General features: G+C 35.5%; 15 protein-coding genes. 4 read left to right on the forward strand and 11 right to left on the reverse strand.

Going from position 1 to position 15,691, the window contains the following annotated elements; genetic code table 11:
• Positions 1–5: 5 nt before the first annotated feature.
• The 5 genes from mgtE to ABID42_RS13790 form a co-directional block, all read right to left on the reverse strand.
• Positions 6–1,379: a magnesium transporter gene (gene mgtE, locus ABID42_RS13770; RefSeq protein ID WP_367284135.1), complete on the reverse strand. Its 1,374-nt coding sequence runs from the start codon at positions 1,377–1,379 to the stop codon at positions 6–8.
• A 282-nt stretch (positions 1,380–1,661) separates the two neighbouring features.
• On the reverse strand, positions 1,662–2,711 hold the full coding sequence (locus tag ABID42_RS13775; protein ID WP_367284136.1) for an efflux RND transporter periplasmic adaptor subunit: 1,050 nt from the start codon (positions 2,709–2,711) through the stop codon (positions 1,662–1,664).
• A gap of 128 nt (positions 2,712–2,839) precedes the next feature.
• A complete protein-coding gene (locus ABID42_RS13780; protein ID WP_367284137.1) occupies positions 2,840–4,099 on the reverse strand; it encodes a TolC family protein in 1,260 nt (419 codons plus the stop codon).
• Positions 4,100–4,219: 120 nt separating this feature from the next.
• A complete protein-coding gene (locus ABID42_RS13785; RefSeq protein ID WP_367284138.1) occupies positions 4,220–5,428 on the reverse strand; it encodes an NADH-quinone oxidoreductase subunit D in 1,209 nt (402 codons plus the stop codon).
• Positions 5,429–5,574: 146 nt separating this feature from the next.
• Complete coding sequence (locus ABID42_RS13790) at positions 5,575–6,129, reverse strand: DUF4833 domain-containing protein (RefSeq protein WP_323260403.1); 555 nt, start codon at positions 6,127–6,129, stop codon at positions 5,575–5,577.
• 382 nt (positions 6,130–6,511) lie between these two features.
• Here ABID42_RS13790 and ABID42_RS13795 point away from each other — a divergent pair, with 382 nt between their 5' ends.
• Both ABID42_RS13795 and ABID42_RS13800 read left to right on the forward strand, forming a co-directional pair.
• The gene (locus tag ABID42_RS13795) at positions 6,512–7,192 is read left to right on the forward strand and encodes a response regulator transcription factor (protein ID WP_367284139.1); all 681 of its coding nucleotides are present in this window, start codon (positions 6,512–6,514) and stop codon (positions 7,190–7,192) included.
• The gene (locus ABID42_RS13800; protein WP_367284140.1) at positions 7,189–8,556 is read left to right on the forward strand and encodes a HAMP domain-containing sensor histidine kinase; all 1,368 of its coding nucleotides are present in this window, start codon (positions 7,189–7,191) and stop codon (positions 8,554–8,556) included. Before ABID42_RS13795 ends, ABID42_RS13800 begins: the two co-directional genes overlap by 4 nt.
• Positions 8,557–8,598: 42 nt before the next feature.
• Here ABID42_RS13800 and ABID42_RS13805 read toward each other — a convergent pair whose 3' ends face one another.
• The 6 genes from ABID42_RS13805 to ABID42_RS13830 are packed head-to-tail and all read right to left on the reverse strand — an operon-like array spanning position 8,599 to position 12,675.
• The gene (locus tag ABID42_RS13805) at positions 8,599–9,210 is read right to left on the reverse strand and encodes a hypothetical protein (protein WP_367284141.1); all 612 of its coding nucleotides are present in this window, start codon (positions 9,208–9,210) and stop codon (positions 8,599–8,601) included.
• 15 nt (positions 9,211–9,225) lie between these two features.
• On the reverse strand, positions 9,226–10,518 hold the full coding sequence (locus tag ABID42_RS13810) for an LVIVD repeat-containing protein (RefSeq protein WP_367284142.1): 1,293 nt from the start codon (positions 10,516–10,518) through the stop codon (positions 9,226–9,228).
• 49 nt (positions 10,519–10,567) lie between these two features.
• Entirely contained in the window at positions 10,568–10,957 is a 390-nt protein-coding gene (locus ABID42_RS13815) for a hypothetical protein (protein WP_367284143.1), read from the reverse strand.
• 4 nt (positions 10,958–10,961) lie between these two features.
• Positions 10,962–11,501 carry a hypothetical protein gene (locus tag ABID42_RS13820; RefSeq protein WP_367284144.1) on the reverse strand — a complete coding sequence of 180 codons (540 nt, stop codon included), beginning with the start codon at positions 11,499–11,501 and terminating at the stop codon, positions 10,962–10,964.
• Between the two features lie 5 nt (positions 11,502–11,506).
• Positions 11,507–12,142: a hypothetical protein gene (locus ABID42_RS13825; RefSeq protein ID WP_367284145.1), complete on the reverse strand. Its 636-nt coding sequence runs from the start codon at positions 12,140–12,142 to the stop codon at positions 11,507–11,509.
• Between the two features lie 2 nt (positions 12,143–12,144).
• Positions 12,145–12,675, reverse strand: coding sequence for an RNA polymerase sigma factor (locus ABID42_RS13830; protein ID WP_367284146.1), 531 nt, complete (start codon positions 12,673–12,675; stop codon positions 12,145–12,147).
• A gap of 320 nt (positions 12,676–12,995) precedes the next feature.
• On the opposite strand from ABID42_RS13830, the gene gatB reads away from it, so the two are divergent.
• Both gatB and ABID42_RS13840 read left to right on the forward strand, forming a co-directional pair.
• A complete protein-coding gene (gene gatB / locus ABID42_RS13835) occupies positions 12,996–14,453 on the forward strand; it encodes an Asp-tRNA(Asn)/Glu-tRNA(Gln) amidotransferase subunit GatB (protein WP_367284147.1) in 1,458 nt (485 codons plus the stop codon).
• A gap of 32 nt (positions 14,454–14,485) precedes the next feature.
• A complete protein-coding gene (locus tag ABID42_RS13840) occupies positions 14,486–15,625 on the forward strand; it encodes a redoxin domain-containing protein (protein ID WP_367284148.1) in 1,140 nt (379 codons plus the stop codon).
• The last annotated feature ends 66 nt before the right edge of the window (positions 15,626–15,691 follow it).

Genomic DNA, 15,691 nt, shown 5'->3' on the forward strand with positions numbered 1-15,691 from the left:
TTTTGTTAAAGCAACGTTCCTTTTAACAAGAATGCTGCGATGCTGAAATAAATGATAAGACCGGTTACATCCACTAAAGTAGCTACAAAAGGTGCTGATGAAGTGGCGGGGTCGAAACCTAATTTTTTTAAGACTATCGGTATCATTGAGCCACTCAAAGTTCCCCACATGACGATGCCGATAAGTGAGAAAAATATCGTTGTGGCTACCAATAAGTAATGTTCAGTATAATTAAACCAGTGAAATTGTTGCCAAAGAAGTATTCTGATAAAACCTATTGTTCCAAGAATAATTCCGAGAATAATGCCTGATGAAAATTCTCTTTTCATCACAAACCACCAGTCGCTAAAAGTAATTTCTTTCAAGGCCATCGCACGGATAATCAATGTTGCGGCTTGCGAACCACTATTTCCTCCACTTGAAATAATCAAAGGAATAAATAATGCTAAAACCACTGCTTTTGAAATTTCTTCATCGAAATAGCCCATCGCAGAGGCAGTAAGCATTTCGCTGAGAAAAAGTACAATAAGCCAACCAGCTCTTTTTTTGATGAGTGTAAAAATGGGAGTTTTCACATAAGGGAAATCCAAAGATTCTAAACCCCCAAATTTTTGAATATCTTCAGTATCTCTTTGTTCAGCAAAATCAAGTACATCATCGGCTGTCAATACTCCAATCAAAACATTTTTATCTGTCACCACTGGCAATACATCTCTGTCGTATTCTTTGAATTTATCAATGGCAATTTCTTTGGTATCGTCAATGGTCAAGCTTACACAAAATCCATCTAAAAGGCTTTCAATGGTTTTGAAAGATTCGTTCAGTACTAATTTTCTAATTGGAATATCATCGACCAATTTTCCTGTTTCATCAATGACATAAATCACATTGGCGGCTTCGGTGTCGTTTGGGTTATTCCTTAAATGTTCGATAGCTTCGCCAACAGTCATTTGTCTTGAAATCGTAGAAAAATCTGTATTGATAAGTCGGGCAACGCTATTTTCTGGATAACCGAAAAAATCATGAATTTCAGCTCGGTTTTTCTCAGAAAGGTATTCAATAAAGTACGATTGCTCTAAACCAATCAAATTTGAAAAAAACTCAAACCTATCATCAGAAGGCAGATTATTTAGAATGGCTGAGGCTTTCTCTTTAGAAATTCCTTTGATGATTTGTACTTGCCAGTCGAAATTGAGATAAGCAAATACTTTAGCTTGAGAGTTTTTGGGTAAAGAAATTAAAGATTCAGCAGCAACTTCCAAAGGCAAAGAACCAATCAATATTGCTACGTCATTTGGATGTACAAAATTTTTATTTTTGTCTAAACCTAAAAGTGCAGTAAAATCGCCCTTCAAAATTTTTGCTCTTACATCTTTCATGGCTTTTATTGGCTATCAGCTTTCGGAAGTCGGCTGTCAGGTTTTAATTTCTTAGTCTTTTACCTTCTCTGTTTTTCATGTACTCATGTCGTTCCTACGGAACTTGATTATGTACAATTTTCATGACATCATTGCTACCGATACATCGTCCCTGACGGGACTTGAGCTATAATTCTTCAAATCCATAAGTCCAAAATCCAAAAGTCCCAGAAAAAAATCTTGCTTCTTGTCTCTTCCATCTTCAAGTCCTAAAGTCCACAAATCCTAAAGTCCCGAAAGAAATCAATACCCAAAACTCAAACCCTTCAACTGCATTACTCCTTTAACAGCAACCGATTCTCCGTTTTGTAAACCACTAAAAACAACAATTCTATCACCAATCTGATTGCCAATATTTACTTCTCTACGTTCAAAAGTATTGTTAGCATTTTTTACAAAAACATAATTTTTACCTTGAACCGTCACCACTGCATTTTTATCAATATTGATATGAGAACCTTCGCTTACACCAAACAAAACCGTAGCAAACATTCCTGCTTTTAACTTTTGACTTGAATTGTTTAAGCTTATTCTCAGCTTCACCATTCTGGTCGATTCATCAATTACATCGGCAACTTCTTCAATTTTTCCTGTAAACTTTTCATTCGGGAAAGCCGTAAATTGTAAAGTGCAATTGCCGCCTTCTTTGATTTTCGTGATTTGATTTTCAGGAATATCACAAATGATAAAAGCCTTTCCAATATTTGAGTTTTTCAATGTTTCTGGATTAAAACCGCCTGTTTTTAGCTTAGTTTCATGCTCGATGATGGCTGTTTTTTCGTTGGCTAAATCGTTTTGTACGATTGCTAACTCTGTTTCAGCACTTAGTAAATCTACTTGTGCATTGGCTACGTCTTTCCCTGTTCCAGCTCCATTTTTTTGTAAATCTTCAAAACGACTTACCTCTACTTGTTTACGAGCAATGATTGTTTTCTTTTGCTGAATGATTGTCGCTTTCTGACGAATATTCTGCAAATGCTGTAAAAGCGAAGTATAATTGGTTGCCAAATCAGCATTTTCAAACAAAATAATATTCTGTGAAGCACCTTCTTGTGAAGAAACCACCGTTGCCGACACTTTGGCTGGAGCAGTAATTTCATCATTGAGCGAAGAGCTTCCCAAAGTTTCTGTAGCAAAAAACTGCATACTTGTTGAAGTTGGAAAAACGATTTTCATGCCATTCTCCTGTACTTTTGGCAATACATCAATCGGTTTTGTTGCCTGATTTTCTTTTCCTCCACAAGCGGCAAGAAGCCAGATAGAGAGCAGTGTTATTGTTATGTTATTTTTCATCGTTTTAAGAAATCTATACAATTTAAGCACCTATGAATTTGAAGTACTTTAACTTGGCTAAAACTCAGTGCAACCTATTTTAGGCAAGGACAACTCACAACTCATCATTCACAATTCAGCACTCATACTTATTGTGCCATTTGATTGATTAAACCAGAAGCATAAAGTAGTTTGATATAGCTTTGGCGATATTGTTGTAATGTGTCGTAATACTGTTGTTGTGTATCCAGCCAGCTTCTTTGGGCTTCTAAATAATCCACAATCGTAGTTCCACCGTGCAAGTAAGAATATTTTACGCTACTCAGAATACTTTCAGATTTCGAGAGTAAATCTTTGAATTGTTCTATATTCTGTTTCTGAGTTTGGTAAGTATTATAAGCCGTTGAAAGCTCAGTTTGTATCAATGTTTGGGTTGCTTGTAAACCTTTTTCAGCTTGTTGTTTTTGCAAATACGACTTTTTGATTTCGCCTTGATTTCTTGAGAAAAAAGGTAAATCTATCGATCCGAAAAAACCAATGTATGGAACTGTATTTTGTGGGTTGTAAATCATCCCTAAAGTTGGCTGTGGTGTTGCCAGTGATTTCTGTAATTTGATATTACTTTCTGCCGCTTGGATACTTGCCTTATAAGCCTGAACATCACTTCTTTCTCTTAATGCTTGTTGTAAAAGGGAATCTAATTTTGGAGTAAAAGCAAAAGAGAAATCATCTTTTACGTCAATGTCAATATTATCTTGGGTTCCCAACATGAATTTTAAATTCGATAATTCATTCAGGTAAACTCGTTCATTTGATTTAAGCTGTAAATCATATTGATTCGCTAATAAAGCTGTACGAGTAAGGTCGGTTGAAGTAATTACTTCTTTGCCCAATCTGATTTTATTAATGCTTACTAAACTATCCGTATTGGTTTTAGCAATCTGTAGAATATCTAATTGCTTACGAGCCGTCCACACATCCAACCATTTCAAAGCCACATCTTGTAAAACATTTCTTTCGGTTTCGACAAAGGCTTTTTGTGAAAGCACCGTGTTTTTCTGTGCTAAATCTATTTTTGCCTGACGTTGCGAAGGCAATTGAATTACTTTCGTCAATTGCCACCATACTTGCCGGTTTTGTGCGCTTGCCCAATCGGTATTAGCTGGATAAGCAGCAGGACGAGTAAGTACAAGTGTCTGGTTGTTCAAATTGAGATTTGGACGAAGTTGGGCACTTACAATGTCGGTTGCTGTAATACCAATATTAAGTTGCTGAGTAGTCAGCAAAGGATTATTCGCTTTGGCCACTTGTAATGCCTTTTGTAAAGTATAAATTTCTTGCGCTGAAGAAGGTTTATACATTAAAAAAACAAGCGTGATAATGAATGAAATTTCTCGGAGCCGCATCATCTTGTAAATCTTTAATTGATGTTACAAATGTGGAGGATTCAAGGGAGAAAGGCAGTTAGAGAGGTTTTAGAAAATTATTAGAAAATTATTAGAGAAGGAGATACGGGTTGGAAACCCGTTTTACCTATCTACTTCGCCCATTACCAAATCCATTGAGCCAATGATGGCTACTAAATCTGCCAACATTGCTCCACGACTGATTTCTGGAATGATTGATAAATTATGTAACGAACAAGCTCTGGCTTTTAAACGTACAGGAATATCCGAACGTCCGTCGGTGCGGAAAAAGAAGCCTAATTCTCCTTTTGGGTTTTCGGCACGAGTATATAAATCCATCGCTTGCGGACGAATCTTTTTTGGTACTAAAGCTTGTGGGTTGAATTCGGTAGTACGTTTATGGTCGTTCGTGAGCTGGATTAAACATTGCTCAATAATCTTGATAGATTCATCGCATTCTAATACTCTAACATAGTTTCTATCCCAACAATCGCCTACTGTTCCCATTTCGCCTTTGCCCACAGGAATATCAAAATCTAATTCTGGATAAACAGAATAGCCATCTACTTTACGCAAATCAACTTTTAGCCCCGAACCTCTTAAAACTGGACCAGTACAACCATAATTGATTGCCAATGCCATTGGCAATACACCAACGTTAGCAGTTCTTTGGATAAAGATTTTGTTTTCGATAATCAATTCTCTTAACTCAACCATTTTAGGTTTTAAGTAATTGATAAATTCTGTACAACGCTCCTCAAAACCAACGGGTAAATCATAAAACAAACCACCTACCCAAATATAATTATAGAGCATTCTTGCTCCAGTAATCCATTCTAATAATCGCTGAATATGTTCACGGTCACGCATTACCCACAAAAAAGCAGTATATGCACCAATATCCAAACCATAAGTACCCACAGCCACAAAGTGCGAAGCCAAACGATTTAATTCTGCCACTAAAACACGAATATATTCAATGCGTTTGGGAAGTTTTCCTTCTAAATCCAAGAGTTTTTCCACACCCATTACATAAGCATGTTCTGAATTCATGGCTGCCAAATAATCCATTCTATCTACATAAGGTATGATTTGATTGAATGGTAACGACTCTGCATGTTTTTCAAAACAGCGATGCAAATAACCCAAATGTGGCACAACATCCACCACCAATTCACCATCAGAAACCACTTCCATTCTCAAAACTCCATGCGTTGATGGGTGCTGAGGACCAAGTGATAAAATCATTTCTTCCGATTTCAAATCCTTTAACTGATGTTTGTTAGGATCAGAAAGCCGAAAGTTTTCGGGTTTATATTGATATTGAATCATTTTGAGTTTTGAATGTTGAGTTTTGAGTGAGGAGTTTTTTAGTTTGGAGTTTTGAATGCTAAATGAGGAGTTTTTTGAGTTTGGAATCGGAATATTACTCCACATTCACAACTCACAACTCAGCATTCACAACTCCTCACTCAATATTATGGTTTGAATTTCTCGTAAACTTCTTTGCCTGTTGCTGGGTCTTTTCCCCAAAGCTCAACATATACCACCGAAGGCATCATGCCACTTTCGTCAACTTTTACAAATACTTTTTTAAGAATTTGCATTTTCCCGTTAATCGGGAATAATGCTACTGGTTCGCCTTGAGGAGTAATTTTTACGACAAACTTTCTTTTGCGATACGCCAAAAAGTGTCCATCATAACTTTCTTTTTCCGTCTCAACTTCTTTGGTATATAAACCATAAGCAAGGGTTCGTTGAATATTAGTCAATTCTTGTTTGCGCCCACCTTCATTATATTTTATCCAATAAGTATGCACTGGACTTTTAGGATTTAGTTTTTTATCCGCCGTCAGGTTGGCATCATAAATTACTGTATTTGAATTAGAACTTCGCTGAATATAAAATAAACGAATATCTGTATCAGGGGGAGTTGGGAAAACATCGGTTGCAGGAACCGTCTTGTTTTTTTGAGCTAAACTATTGAATACAAATAGAATAGAGAGGATAATGATTGTTTTTGAAAATCGCATTAGTAAAGATATTGTTTCCTCTAATTTTCAATTTACACATCAGAGGACAAGCAGTTAAAATGTCTTGTTGATTGTTTTTATCCAATTTATTTTCTTTAAAAAGAGCTTTTGTCATTGGAAGGCTCAAAGGTAACAAAGCTTATCAAGATTTTTGTTCCTTAAAAAGTATTTTGCATAATTTTCTACGAAGGTATTTCATTTTTATTGTTTGAAAAATACTTAAATGAGTAAACGGTTATTTATTCAAAAAGATGTTTGAATAAAGGCTTCATCACAATTGTAATTTTGTATTTTTAACAGATTCATTTACGAACAACAATCGTCATCAATAATTCATCTAAATTTGTAAATACAGAATAAGTATTACCTCAAATATAAAATCATGAACATTCTCATTATTGAAGACGACGAAAGAATTGCCTCTTTGGTAAAACGAGGATTAGAAGAAAACGATTATAGCGTTACACTTGCCTACGATGGCATGATGGGACGAAAACTGGCTTTACAAAATGATTATGACTTAATCATCACGGATATAATTTTGCCGAAACTCAACGGATTAGAACTTTGTAAAGATATTCGTTCAGCCAAGCCAGAAACCTTAATTATTATGCTTACTGCTTTGGGAACGACTGATGATAAAGTAGAGGGTTTTGATGCTGGAGCAGACGATTACTTGGTAAAACCTTTTGATTTTAGAGAATTACATGTGCGTATTCGGGCTTTGATGAAACGCCAAAATGGCAAGACAAACCATCAAGGATTTATTTTGAAATATGATAATTTAGAATTGAACAACCAGACTAAAACCGTAAGTCGTTCTGGAATTGATATTAATTTAACCCCTAAAGAATTCAAATTACTAGAATACATGATGCAAAATGCTGAAAGAATTCTGAGTAGAACTGAAATCGCTGATAAAGTTTGGGATACGCATTTTGATACAGGAACTAACTTTATTGACGTGTATATCAATTACTTACGTAAAAAAATTGATAAAGATTTTGAACCTAAACTCATTCATACAAAATCTGGAATGGGTTTTATCTTTAAGGCAGAATGACAATCAGAGAAAAACTAAGTTTACTTTTTACTTTAATCACCGCAGCCATCTTGATGATTTTTGCGGCTTTGGTCTATTATGCTGCTTATCAAAATCGTGAAACAGAGTTTTACAACCGCTTGAAAAAAGAAGCAATAACGAAAGCCAATCTTTTTTTTACCGCAAAAGTAGAATCAAAAACACTTCAAACGATTTATAAAAATAACCGTGAAACTATTAATGAAGTAGAAGTAGCTATTTATGACACAAACTTCAAATTACGCTACCATGATGCTTTAGACATTGATTTTGTGAAGGAAACCAAGCAAATGATTGATGAAGTAAAGCAAAAAAATGAAGTGCGTTTTTATCAAGATAATTGGCAAGTTGTAGGCTTACTCTTCAGTATTGAAGGAGAAAAGCATATTGTGATGGCTGCCGCTTATGACCAATTTGGCTATAAAAAATTAGAAAATCTTAGAAATACCATTCTGATTATTTTCATTGCTTCAATCATTCTGATTTATGCGGCAGGTCGATTTTTTTCTAAAAAAGCACTCTCGCCCGTGACTGTCATTGTGAATAAAGTAAAGAAAATTACGGCTTCAAATCTAGACTTACGCTTGAACAATACACAAGGAAGGGATGAATTAGCTGAATTATCAAGTACTTTCAATGAGATGCTCGACCGTCTGGAAAAATCGTTTGATGCTCAAAAGCAATTTGTATCCAACATTTCACATGAACTTAGAACACCCCTTGCGTCGATGATTACTGAGTTGGAACTTTCAACACATAAAGAAAGAAGTACTACAGAATATCAAAGCGTTATTCAAAATACTTTAACAGATGCCCAAAAGCTCGCCCGACTTGCCACCAGTTTATTAGATTTTGCGAAAGCAAGTTATGACCCATCTGAGATTTCTTTCAGAGAAACTCGTTTAGACGAAGTACTTTTAGACGCCCGCCATCAAGTTCAACGCCAATACCCGACCTATTTGGTTGATATTATTTATAAAAACGAAGTTGAAAATGACGAAGAGCTTTCAATGAATGGCAATGAATATTTATTGAAAGTAGCATTTGCCAATTTGATTGAAAATGCCTGTAAGTTTTCAGATAATAAAAAATGTATTATTTCAATTGTTGTTCAGGAACAAAAAATAAAGCTTGGTTTTACTGATGAAGGAATTGGTATTTGTGAAGAAGAAATTGCTCAAATTTTTACTCCTTTTTTCAGAGGAACAAACAAAAAATATACAGATGGGAACGGCATTGGTCTTTCGCTTACACAAAAGATTGTCAAGCTGCATCATGGTGAAATTTCTGTTGATTCGACTGTTGGGAAAGGCACAACTTTCAGCCTAACATTTGAACATTTGTAGTGAAGTAAACATTTTAGAGTAAATTTTTAGCGCCTATTGACGCTAAAAATTTACTCCCAATCTAACAGCCATTCTATTTAATTCATACTCTTTCGTTGTTGTATAAGGATACTCCGATGTTCCCGAAGTGGTTACTGTTTTGAAAGCATTGTGTTTATAGCCGACACTCAATACAAAATTTGCTTGTCCGCCAGTTGGAATTAATAAACCAAGTACTGGAATAAGTGCCAAACCTCCAGTTGCTGTCTGATTATCAGATGCGTCATCATTCAACCAAGTAAAGCCGTAGCCAGCATCAACACCAATGTATGGTTTTACTTTTTTTGTATTTGCTTTTCCGTAAGTATTTCTGATACCGACTGATATTGGCACAATTTGCATGGCATTAAACCAATCTACGCCTACCGTTACACCAGCAGAAAGCTTATCAAAAATTTTATAGCCATTATATGACTGAATCGTGAAATTTGTCCTTCCATCAACAGGCGTGGCATACGCTTGTTGTGAAATTTGATAAGACTTGCCAAATAAGCCCCCGAATTCGGTGTAATTGACGTATTTATTTTGAAAAAAACGTTCGATTTTACTCGTTTTTTCCTGAGCAAAACTCACTGAAAAGAGGAAGCAAAACAATATAGTTAGTCTATTTTTCATGTTCTTTAAGGCTTATTAGTTTTCTTTTTTGACCAATATTTTACTTAATAATTTCAGATTATTTACATCTCTGTAATCGTATTGATACAAACCATCTTTACCAATAAGCATTAAAGTGCCGTTCAGTGGAATCACGTCAAAAGTATCCATTTCTTTAAAATGTTGGATTTGCTGAATATCCATAGGATTGGTTGCATTGAAAGTTTTCAGCCCGCCTCTGCCTTCACAGATAAAAAGCTTTTTGTTATCAATTCCCAAACCGTAAGGGCTTTCCATCGTGTATGATTTTTTCAATATCGGCGTGGCAGGATTTGATACATCAATCACATCCAACTGATTAGCATTAGCGGCGCCACAACGAGTAAAGTTGTTCACTGAACGAAGCGTCACGTAAGCAATGTCGTTTTCAACTACCACTGGGTCGCAAGCACGAACGTGGTCTAAACGAGATAAATAAGTAGGATTATTTGGATTTTCGTTATTCCAAATTTGCATTCCAGTAGTTGTTCCTAAGAATAATTTGTCTTTATAAGGAAAGATGGTTTCTATACCAAAACCTAATTTAATAGAAGCATCTTTTACAGGTTTTTCAGGATTTGCCAAGCTGAAAAGTTTCATTTCGTCGTTAGTAACAGCGTATAAATGATTATTCACGATGGCAAATCTTGCCGTTGAACCACCAACTCCAGCACCATTTGTTGCTGTAGCTTTATTACTACTTCCAGAATAAAAGCTTGATAGATTCCAAGAATCATACATCACAGGATAATAATAAGGTCTTGGGTCGCAAGCTACTTCTTGAGTGGTGGTGTACCATTTCCATTTTGAATCATAAATGGTTTGATTATTTGCGTTATAACTCCAAGAAATTCCATCAGCAGTTCCATAAGTAAATACTTCATTGACTCTTGATACTTCTTTAATTGCAGTAGGATTACTAATATCGAAGGCAACAAAATCCGTATAACTATCCACATATAGGATATTCCCTTGAACAGCGATGTCAATATTCCCTAACACTTGTATAAAAGCGATGGCTTTGGGTGAAGCAGGATTGGAATTGTCGATAACATGAAAACCTTTTTTTACTTCGTTGATAAACAAGTAGTTGTCTTTCACGTAAATCTTTCCGGGATTCACTAAATCTTGTGGAGCTAGTGTTTTTACACTCGTTCTGAGTTCATTTAATGAAATCATCACTGATTCATAACCTCTGTAAGTATTGGTTTCTACACAATTATCCTTACAAGAAGTAAAAGCAATCAACAAAGCAAAAAATGTGACTGCTCTAAGTAAAAGTTTTTTCATGAGCAATGTGCCTAAAAAGGCATTAAGAGGTTAAACATTCTAACACAAATTATTTAGCTGTACAAAGTCCATTTACACAATCAACGTTTGGGGGCAAAACCATTGCACATATTCCTACTCGTTTGTCCTTATATTTGATATTCATTTCCTTTTGGAAGTCGGTATATGCTTTTACCTTTTCAATCAATACTTTTTCATCCACTTTAGATAAAGAGTAAATCAAAAAGCCAGAAGGACCTCCACATGCTTGCGCACCAATTCCCATTACTTTACAATCATCACCAGCGCAAGCTCTGTTTTGTGCATACGTTTCCATTTCTGTGTATAGATTTGAAAGCTTTAAATTGTCTGCTTCTTCATCACCGAGTAAATCATTGTTCTTGCAAGAGAAAAACAGTACAAAAGCAAGAATAGGATAAATAATTCTGAATGCTTTCATCGCTTTATTTTACTTTTATGCTAGTATAAATTGTTCCTAATTTCTGACCAAAAACGGGTAAGTATTTAGGGAAAGGCTGATTCATAATATCTGTTTCACGATAAAAAATAGTATCGTCAATTCTCCAAGATTTAACAGCTTTTCCTTTCTCCTTTCTTTGCAAGAATAACATTCCTCCATCTGCACAACCAGGGCAACCAAATGTCTTGCTTTCAACACTTGAAAGCTCAGTCGGATATTCACTCAATACAGTTTTAACTTTATCGTATTCACTATCAGGTAGTTTAAATCCCGAAAATTGATATTGTTCTTGGTCTTTACAGAAAATATTACTGGTGTCTGCGTAAAGTTTTCCGTCGTTAATCATATAAATAGCAGAAGCTCTACAGCCCCAACCTAAGCCTACATGACCAAAAACTAGATAATCTTCAAGTGTTTCTGCACTTACTTTCTGTGAAGAATTAAGTACTTCTATTTCATTTTTTGAACAAGCTAACATTCCTAAAATCATTAGGAAAACGGATGATAAAATGAGTCTTTTCATGTTAATTATTGTTGATAGGTTCCTACTCCAACGGATACTTTTACATTTTTAAAAATTGACTTTTTTTGAGGTTTTGGTTTTGCTGGCTCATAATATGGCGTTGCTTCGACAGGCGCAATAATGCTAGGTTGTTGCCATTCACGAGTAACGCTTTTGGTTGATAAAGGTGTTAATTGCTCAATAGAATCTGCAAGTTTTGTACGTTCTAAAGGTTCTTCTTCTACAATTTTTAAAGGTTGCTCTTCCGATAATTCTATCGGAAGAGTCTTTGTTTTAAGGGGTAATTCAGGGACTAGAGGTTGAATATTTTTCTCAATTTTTTCATTGATGATAGGTGCAGGACTTTTCAACAATGTTTGTTTTTCTAACTTGATTTCCTCCTGTAGAATAGGTTGAATTTCATTACTAATGCTGGTATTGGCAATAAAAACCCAATAACCTATACCAAGCAATGCCACTAAAGCACTCCCTAAATAGTAGAATGGGAAAGTATTTTTGGGTGTTTGAGGCAACGATGGTGCAGCATCGACGCTTAAGCCTTGCTCTATCTTATCCCAAACGGCGTCAGATGGAGTCAAAGAGGCATCGTCAAAGGCATTTTGCCATTGTTCCTCAAATGAATTATTTGTAAAATCGTTCATCATTAGCTATTTACGGATAATTGACTTTGTAAAATGGCTCTAGCTCGTGCATATTGTGACTTTGATGTTCCTTCTGTAATATTTAACATTTCAGCGATTTCTTTGTGTTGATAACCTTCTATGGCATAAAGGTTAAAAACTGACTGACAACCTTTGGGTAATTTGCGAATCATTTCAATTAATTCTTTGAAATGAATGCCTTCGATACTTGTTAAACCATCGGTGAATTGATTTTCGTATTCTTGTACATCACTCATTCCTTGAAAATGCTGTTGTGCCCGAATATGATTGATGGCAACATTGATAACGATTCGCTTAATCCATGCGCCCAAGGTACTTTCTCCCCTGAACTTACTTAAATTCTGAAATATCTTAATAAATGCTTCTTGCAATACATCTTCTGCCTCTTCTTTATTTTGGGTATAGCGAGCACAGACCACCAACATTCTACCAGCGTAAGCATTGTATAGCTTTCGTTGGGCGTTTCGGTCATTTTGCAGACAGGCCTGTATGAGCTGTTCTTCGTTTTCCAAAATCTATTAATATTTAATTAAAGAGGCTTATGTAATGGTGAATTAGCGATTTTTGAATTGTGATTATCCTTTCTCAAGACTGGTGTCCTTTCCAGACCTCAACAAACTCTTGTCATTATTCCTATCTCTACGAATAATTTTATCTAATTCTGACAGAGCTAACCGCTACAATACAAAGACGTTAAAACGTTAGAAACAGTTGGAAAAGCTTGCAAAAAAAAATATATTTTTCTGTGTCTTTACTTACTTATCAACACTAAAGCCACTAACTATTGGCTTTTTATTATCTTTGCATTCTAAAATTTGAAATTTTACATTCTGTGAATCAAGAAATAAGAGACAAATACGAAGTCGTAATCGGCTTAGAAGTACACGCTCAGTTACAAACTGAGAGTAAAATTTTTGCGGCCGATGCTGCTTCATTCGGTGCTTCACCTAACACACATATTTCGCCCATTACACTCGGACACCCTGGTACTTTACCAAAATTAAACAAAAGAGCTGTTGAGTTTGCGATGAGAATGGGTATTGCGTGCAATTCTCAAATCACTGAAAATCAATATTTTGACAGAAAAAATTATTTCTATCCAGATCTTCCAAAAGGCTATCAGATTACTCAAGATAAAACTCCTATCTGTATGGGCGGTGGTGTTCATGTAAAGCTTTCTACAGGTGAAAAAACTGTTCGTTTTCATCATATTCATTTAGAAGAAGATGCAGGAAAGTCTTTGCATACCGACGGTTCAAGCGATAGTTTACTAGATTATAACCGTGCAGGAACACCATTAATTGAAATGGTGACTGAACCAGAAATTAAATCTGCCGAAGAAGCAGCAACGTTTATGACTGAAGTACGAAAACTAGTTCGTTACTTAGGTATTTGCGATGGAAATATGGAAGAAGGTTCACTTCGTTGCGATGTCAATATTTCTGTGATGCCTGTCGGAAGTAAAGTTTTCGGTACAAAAGTTGAAATCAAAAACATGAATTCAATGCGTTTTATTCAGAAAGCCATTGAATATGAAATTGTTAGACAAATTGATGCCGTAGAAAATAACGAAAAAATCATTCAGGAAACTCGCAGTTTCGACCCTGCCACTGGACGTACTTCAGGAATGCGTGAGAAAGAATCAATGAATGATTATCGTTACTTTCCAGAACCAGACCTTGTGCCTTTGGTCATTTCAGAAGAATGGCTTTCGTCGGTAAAAGCACAAATGCCAGCCTTGCCTTGGGAGCTTTTAGCGAAATTTACCAAAGAATATGGTTTGCCAGAATACGATGCACACGTTTTAACGGATTCAAGAGAAATTGCCGAATACTTTGAAGCTACTTGTAAGTTTACAAAGCATTACAAAGCTGTTTCTAACTGGATTATGGGAACGGTAAAATCATATTTGAACGACCACAATTTAGACATTACTCAGCTAAGTATTACTCCTGAACAATTAGCGCAATTGATTCAATTAGTTGATGAAGGAAAAGTAAGTAATTCAACGGCTTCGCATCAGATTTTCCCTGAAATGATTGCTGATAATACTAAAACACCTTTGCAAATTGCCGAAGCGAAGAATCTGATTCAACAAAGCAATACAGATACACTTCAAACGTTAGTTGATGAGGTTTTAGCCAATAATCCTGCCAAAGTAAAAGAATACAAAAATGGCAAGAAAGGACTTTTAAGTATGTTCATGGGTGAAATCATGAAGAAATCTAAAGGTTCGGCAGACCCTAAAGTAACCACAGCTTTATTGCAAAAAACCTTAGAAAATTTATAACTCGATTCATATCTTGTTATCATCCACAAATCATGAAAAAAATATCACTTATCGTTTTATTCGTACTGGTCAGTATTTACACTTTTGCCCAGACAAAAACGGTTGTCATCACAGGAAAAGTAATGAATGTTGTACCCGATAAAAAGGTGTTACTTCAAGAAATTAATGGTCGTGGAACTGCCATAACGATAGATTCTGTCCAAGTTGCTGCTGATAAATCATTCAAATTCAACAGTAAAATACCTGATGGCGGTGGATATTATTTAGTGAACTTCTTCGGAATGGACCTTAGCCAAAAAGTACTATTGATTCTGGAAGGTGGAGAAAATATCAATTTGGTAGCAGATGGAATGGATACGCCTGCGAAAAGAGGAAGTTTTCAGTTAACAGGTAATTCAAAAAACATTGAATACTTCAACCGCATTCTGAAAATTAGTCAGGAACTACAGACCAAAGTAGAATCTTGGAATATACAGGTAACTGCGGCGCAAGCGAAAAATGATAATACTACCATTCAAAGAATTCAGAACGAATTTCAGGCTGCCCAAGAAGCAAATATCAATAAAATTAAAGTGTTGATTCCTGAAATGGGAACAAATTTAGTAGCACTTTGGACGGCTGGAAACTTTTTGAATCCTGAAAATGATACAGAAACGTTATTACAAGTAGCCGAAAAGTTTAAGACAGAAAAAGGGAATTCGCCCAATGTACATATCAAAACTTTCTTGCAACAAGTAATGCGTTTGAAAGGAGTAAATGTAGGTTCGGAAGCACCAGAAATTGCGATGAAAACCCCCGATGATAAAGTATTAGCCTTATCGTCTTTACGAGGAAAATATGTTTTGCTTGATTTTTGGGCATCTTGGTGCGGTCCTTGTCGCAGAGAAAATCCAAATGTTGTAAGAATGTACAACAAATTCAAAGACAAAAATTTTGATATTTTTTCAGTAAGTCTTGACCAAGAAAGAGATTCTTGGTTGAAAGCCATCGAAAAAGATGGATTGGTTTGGAAACACGTTTCTGATTTACAATATTGGAATTCAGCAGCGGCTGTAGCTTATGGTGTACAAGGCATTCCTGCTACTTTTTTATTGGATAAAGAAGGGAAAATTATCGCCAAAAATTTAAGAGGCGAAGAGCTTGAAAGGAAATTAGAAGAAATTCTAAAATAAAGATTTTTCAAAATATTATTCTGCATATTTCAATCCCTGACATTTTTTATAAAACTGTCAGGGATT

The sequence above is a fragment of the Arcicella rosea genome, assembly GCF_040543805.1.
GTDB lineage: Bacteria > Bacteroidota > Bacteroidia > Cytophagales > Spirosomataceae > Arcicella > Arcicella rosea.

Bases quoted from the DNA above. Each gene is read 5' to 3' on its own strand.
- mgtE (WP_367284135.1), bottom strand. From the start codon at position 1,379: ATGAAAGATGTAAGAGCAAAAATTTTGAAGGGCGATTTTACTGCACTT.
- ABID42_RS13775 (WP_367284136.1), bottom strand. From the start codon at position 2,711: ATGAAAAATAACATAACAATAACACTGCTCTCTATCTGGCTTCTTGCC.
- ABID42_RS13780 (WP_367284137.1), bottom strand. From the start codon at position 4,099: ATGATGCGGCTCCGAGAAATTTCATTCATTATCACGCTTGTTTTTTTA.
- ABID42_RS13785 (WP_367284138.1), bottom strand. From the start codon at position 5,428: ATGATTCAATATCAATATAAACCCGAAAACTTTCGGCTTTCTGATCCT.
- ABID42_RS13790 (WP_323260403.1), bottom strand. From the start codon at position 6,129: ATGCGATTTTCAAAAACAATCATTATCCTCTCTATTCTATTTGTATTC.
- ABID42_RS13795 (WP_367284139.1), top strand. From the start codon at position 6,512: ATGAACATTCTCATTATTGAAGACGACGAAAGAATTGCCTCTTTGGTA.
- ABID42_RS13800 (WP_367284140.1), top strand. From the start codon at position 7,189: ATGACAATCAGAGAAAAACTAAGTTTACTTTTTACTTTAATCACCGCA.
- ABID42_RS13805 (WP_367284141.1), bottom strand. From the start codon at position 9,210: ATGAAAAATAGACTAACTATATTGTTTTGCTTCCTCTTTTCAGTGAGT.
- ABID42_RS13810 (WP_367284142.1), bottom strand. From the start codon at position 10,518: ATGAAAAAACTTTTACTTAGAGCAGTCACATTTTTTGCTTTGTTGATT.
- ABID42_RS13815 (WP_367284143.1), bottom strand. From the start codon at position 10,957: ATGAAAGCATTCAGAATTATTTATCCTATTCTTGCTTTTGTACTGTTT.
- ABID42_RS13820 (WP_367284144.1), bottom strand. From the start codon at position 11,501: ATGAAAAGACTCATTTTATCATCCGTTTTCCTAATGATTTTAGGAATG.
- ABID42_RS13825 (WP_367284145.1), bottom strand. From the start codon at position 12,142: ATGAACGATTTTACAAATAATTCATTTGAGGAACAATGGCAAAATGCC.
- ABID42_RS13840 (WP_367284148.1), top strand. From the start codon at position 14,486: ATGAAAAAAATATCACTTATCGTTTTATTCGTACTGGTCAGTATTTAC.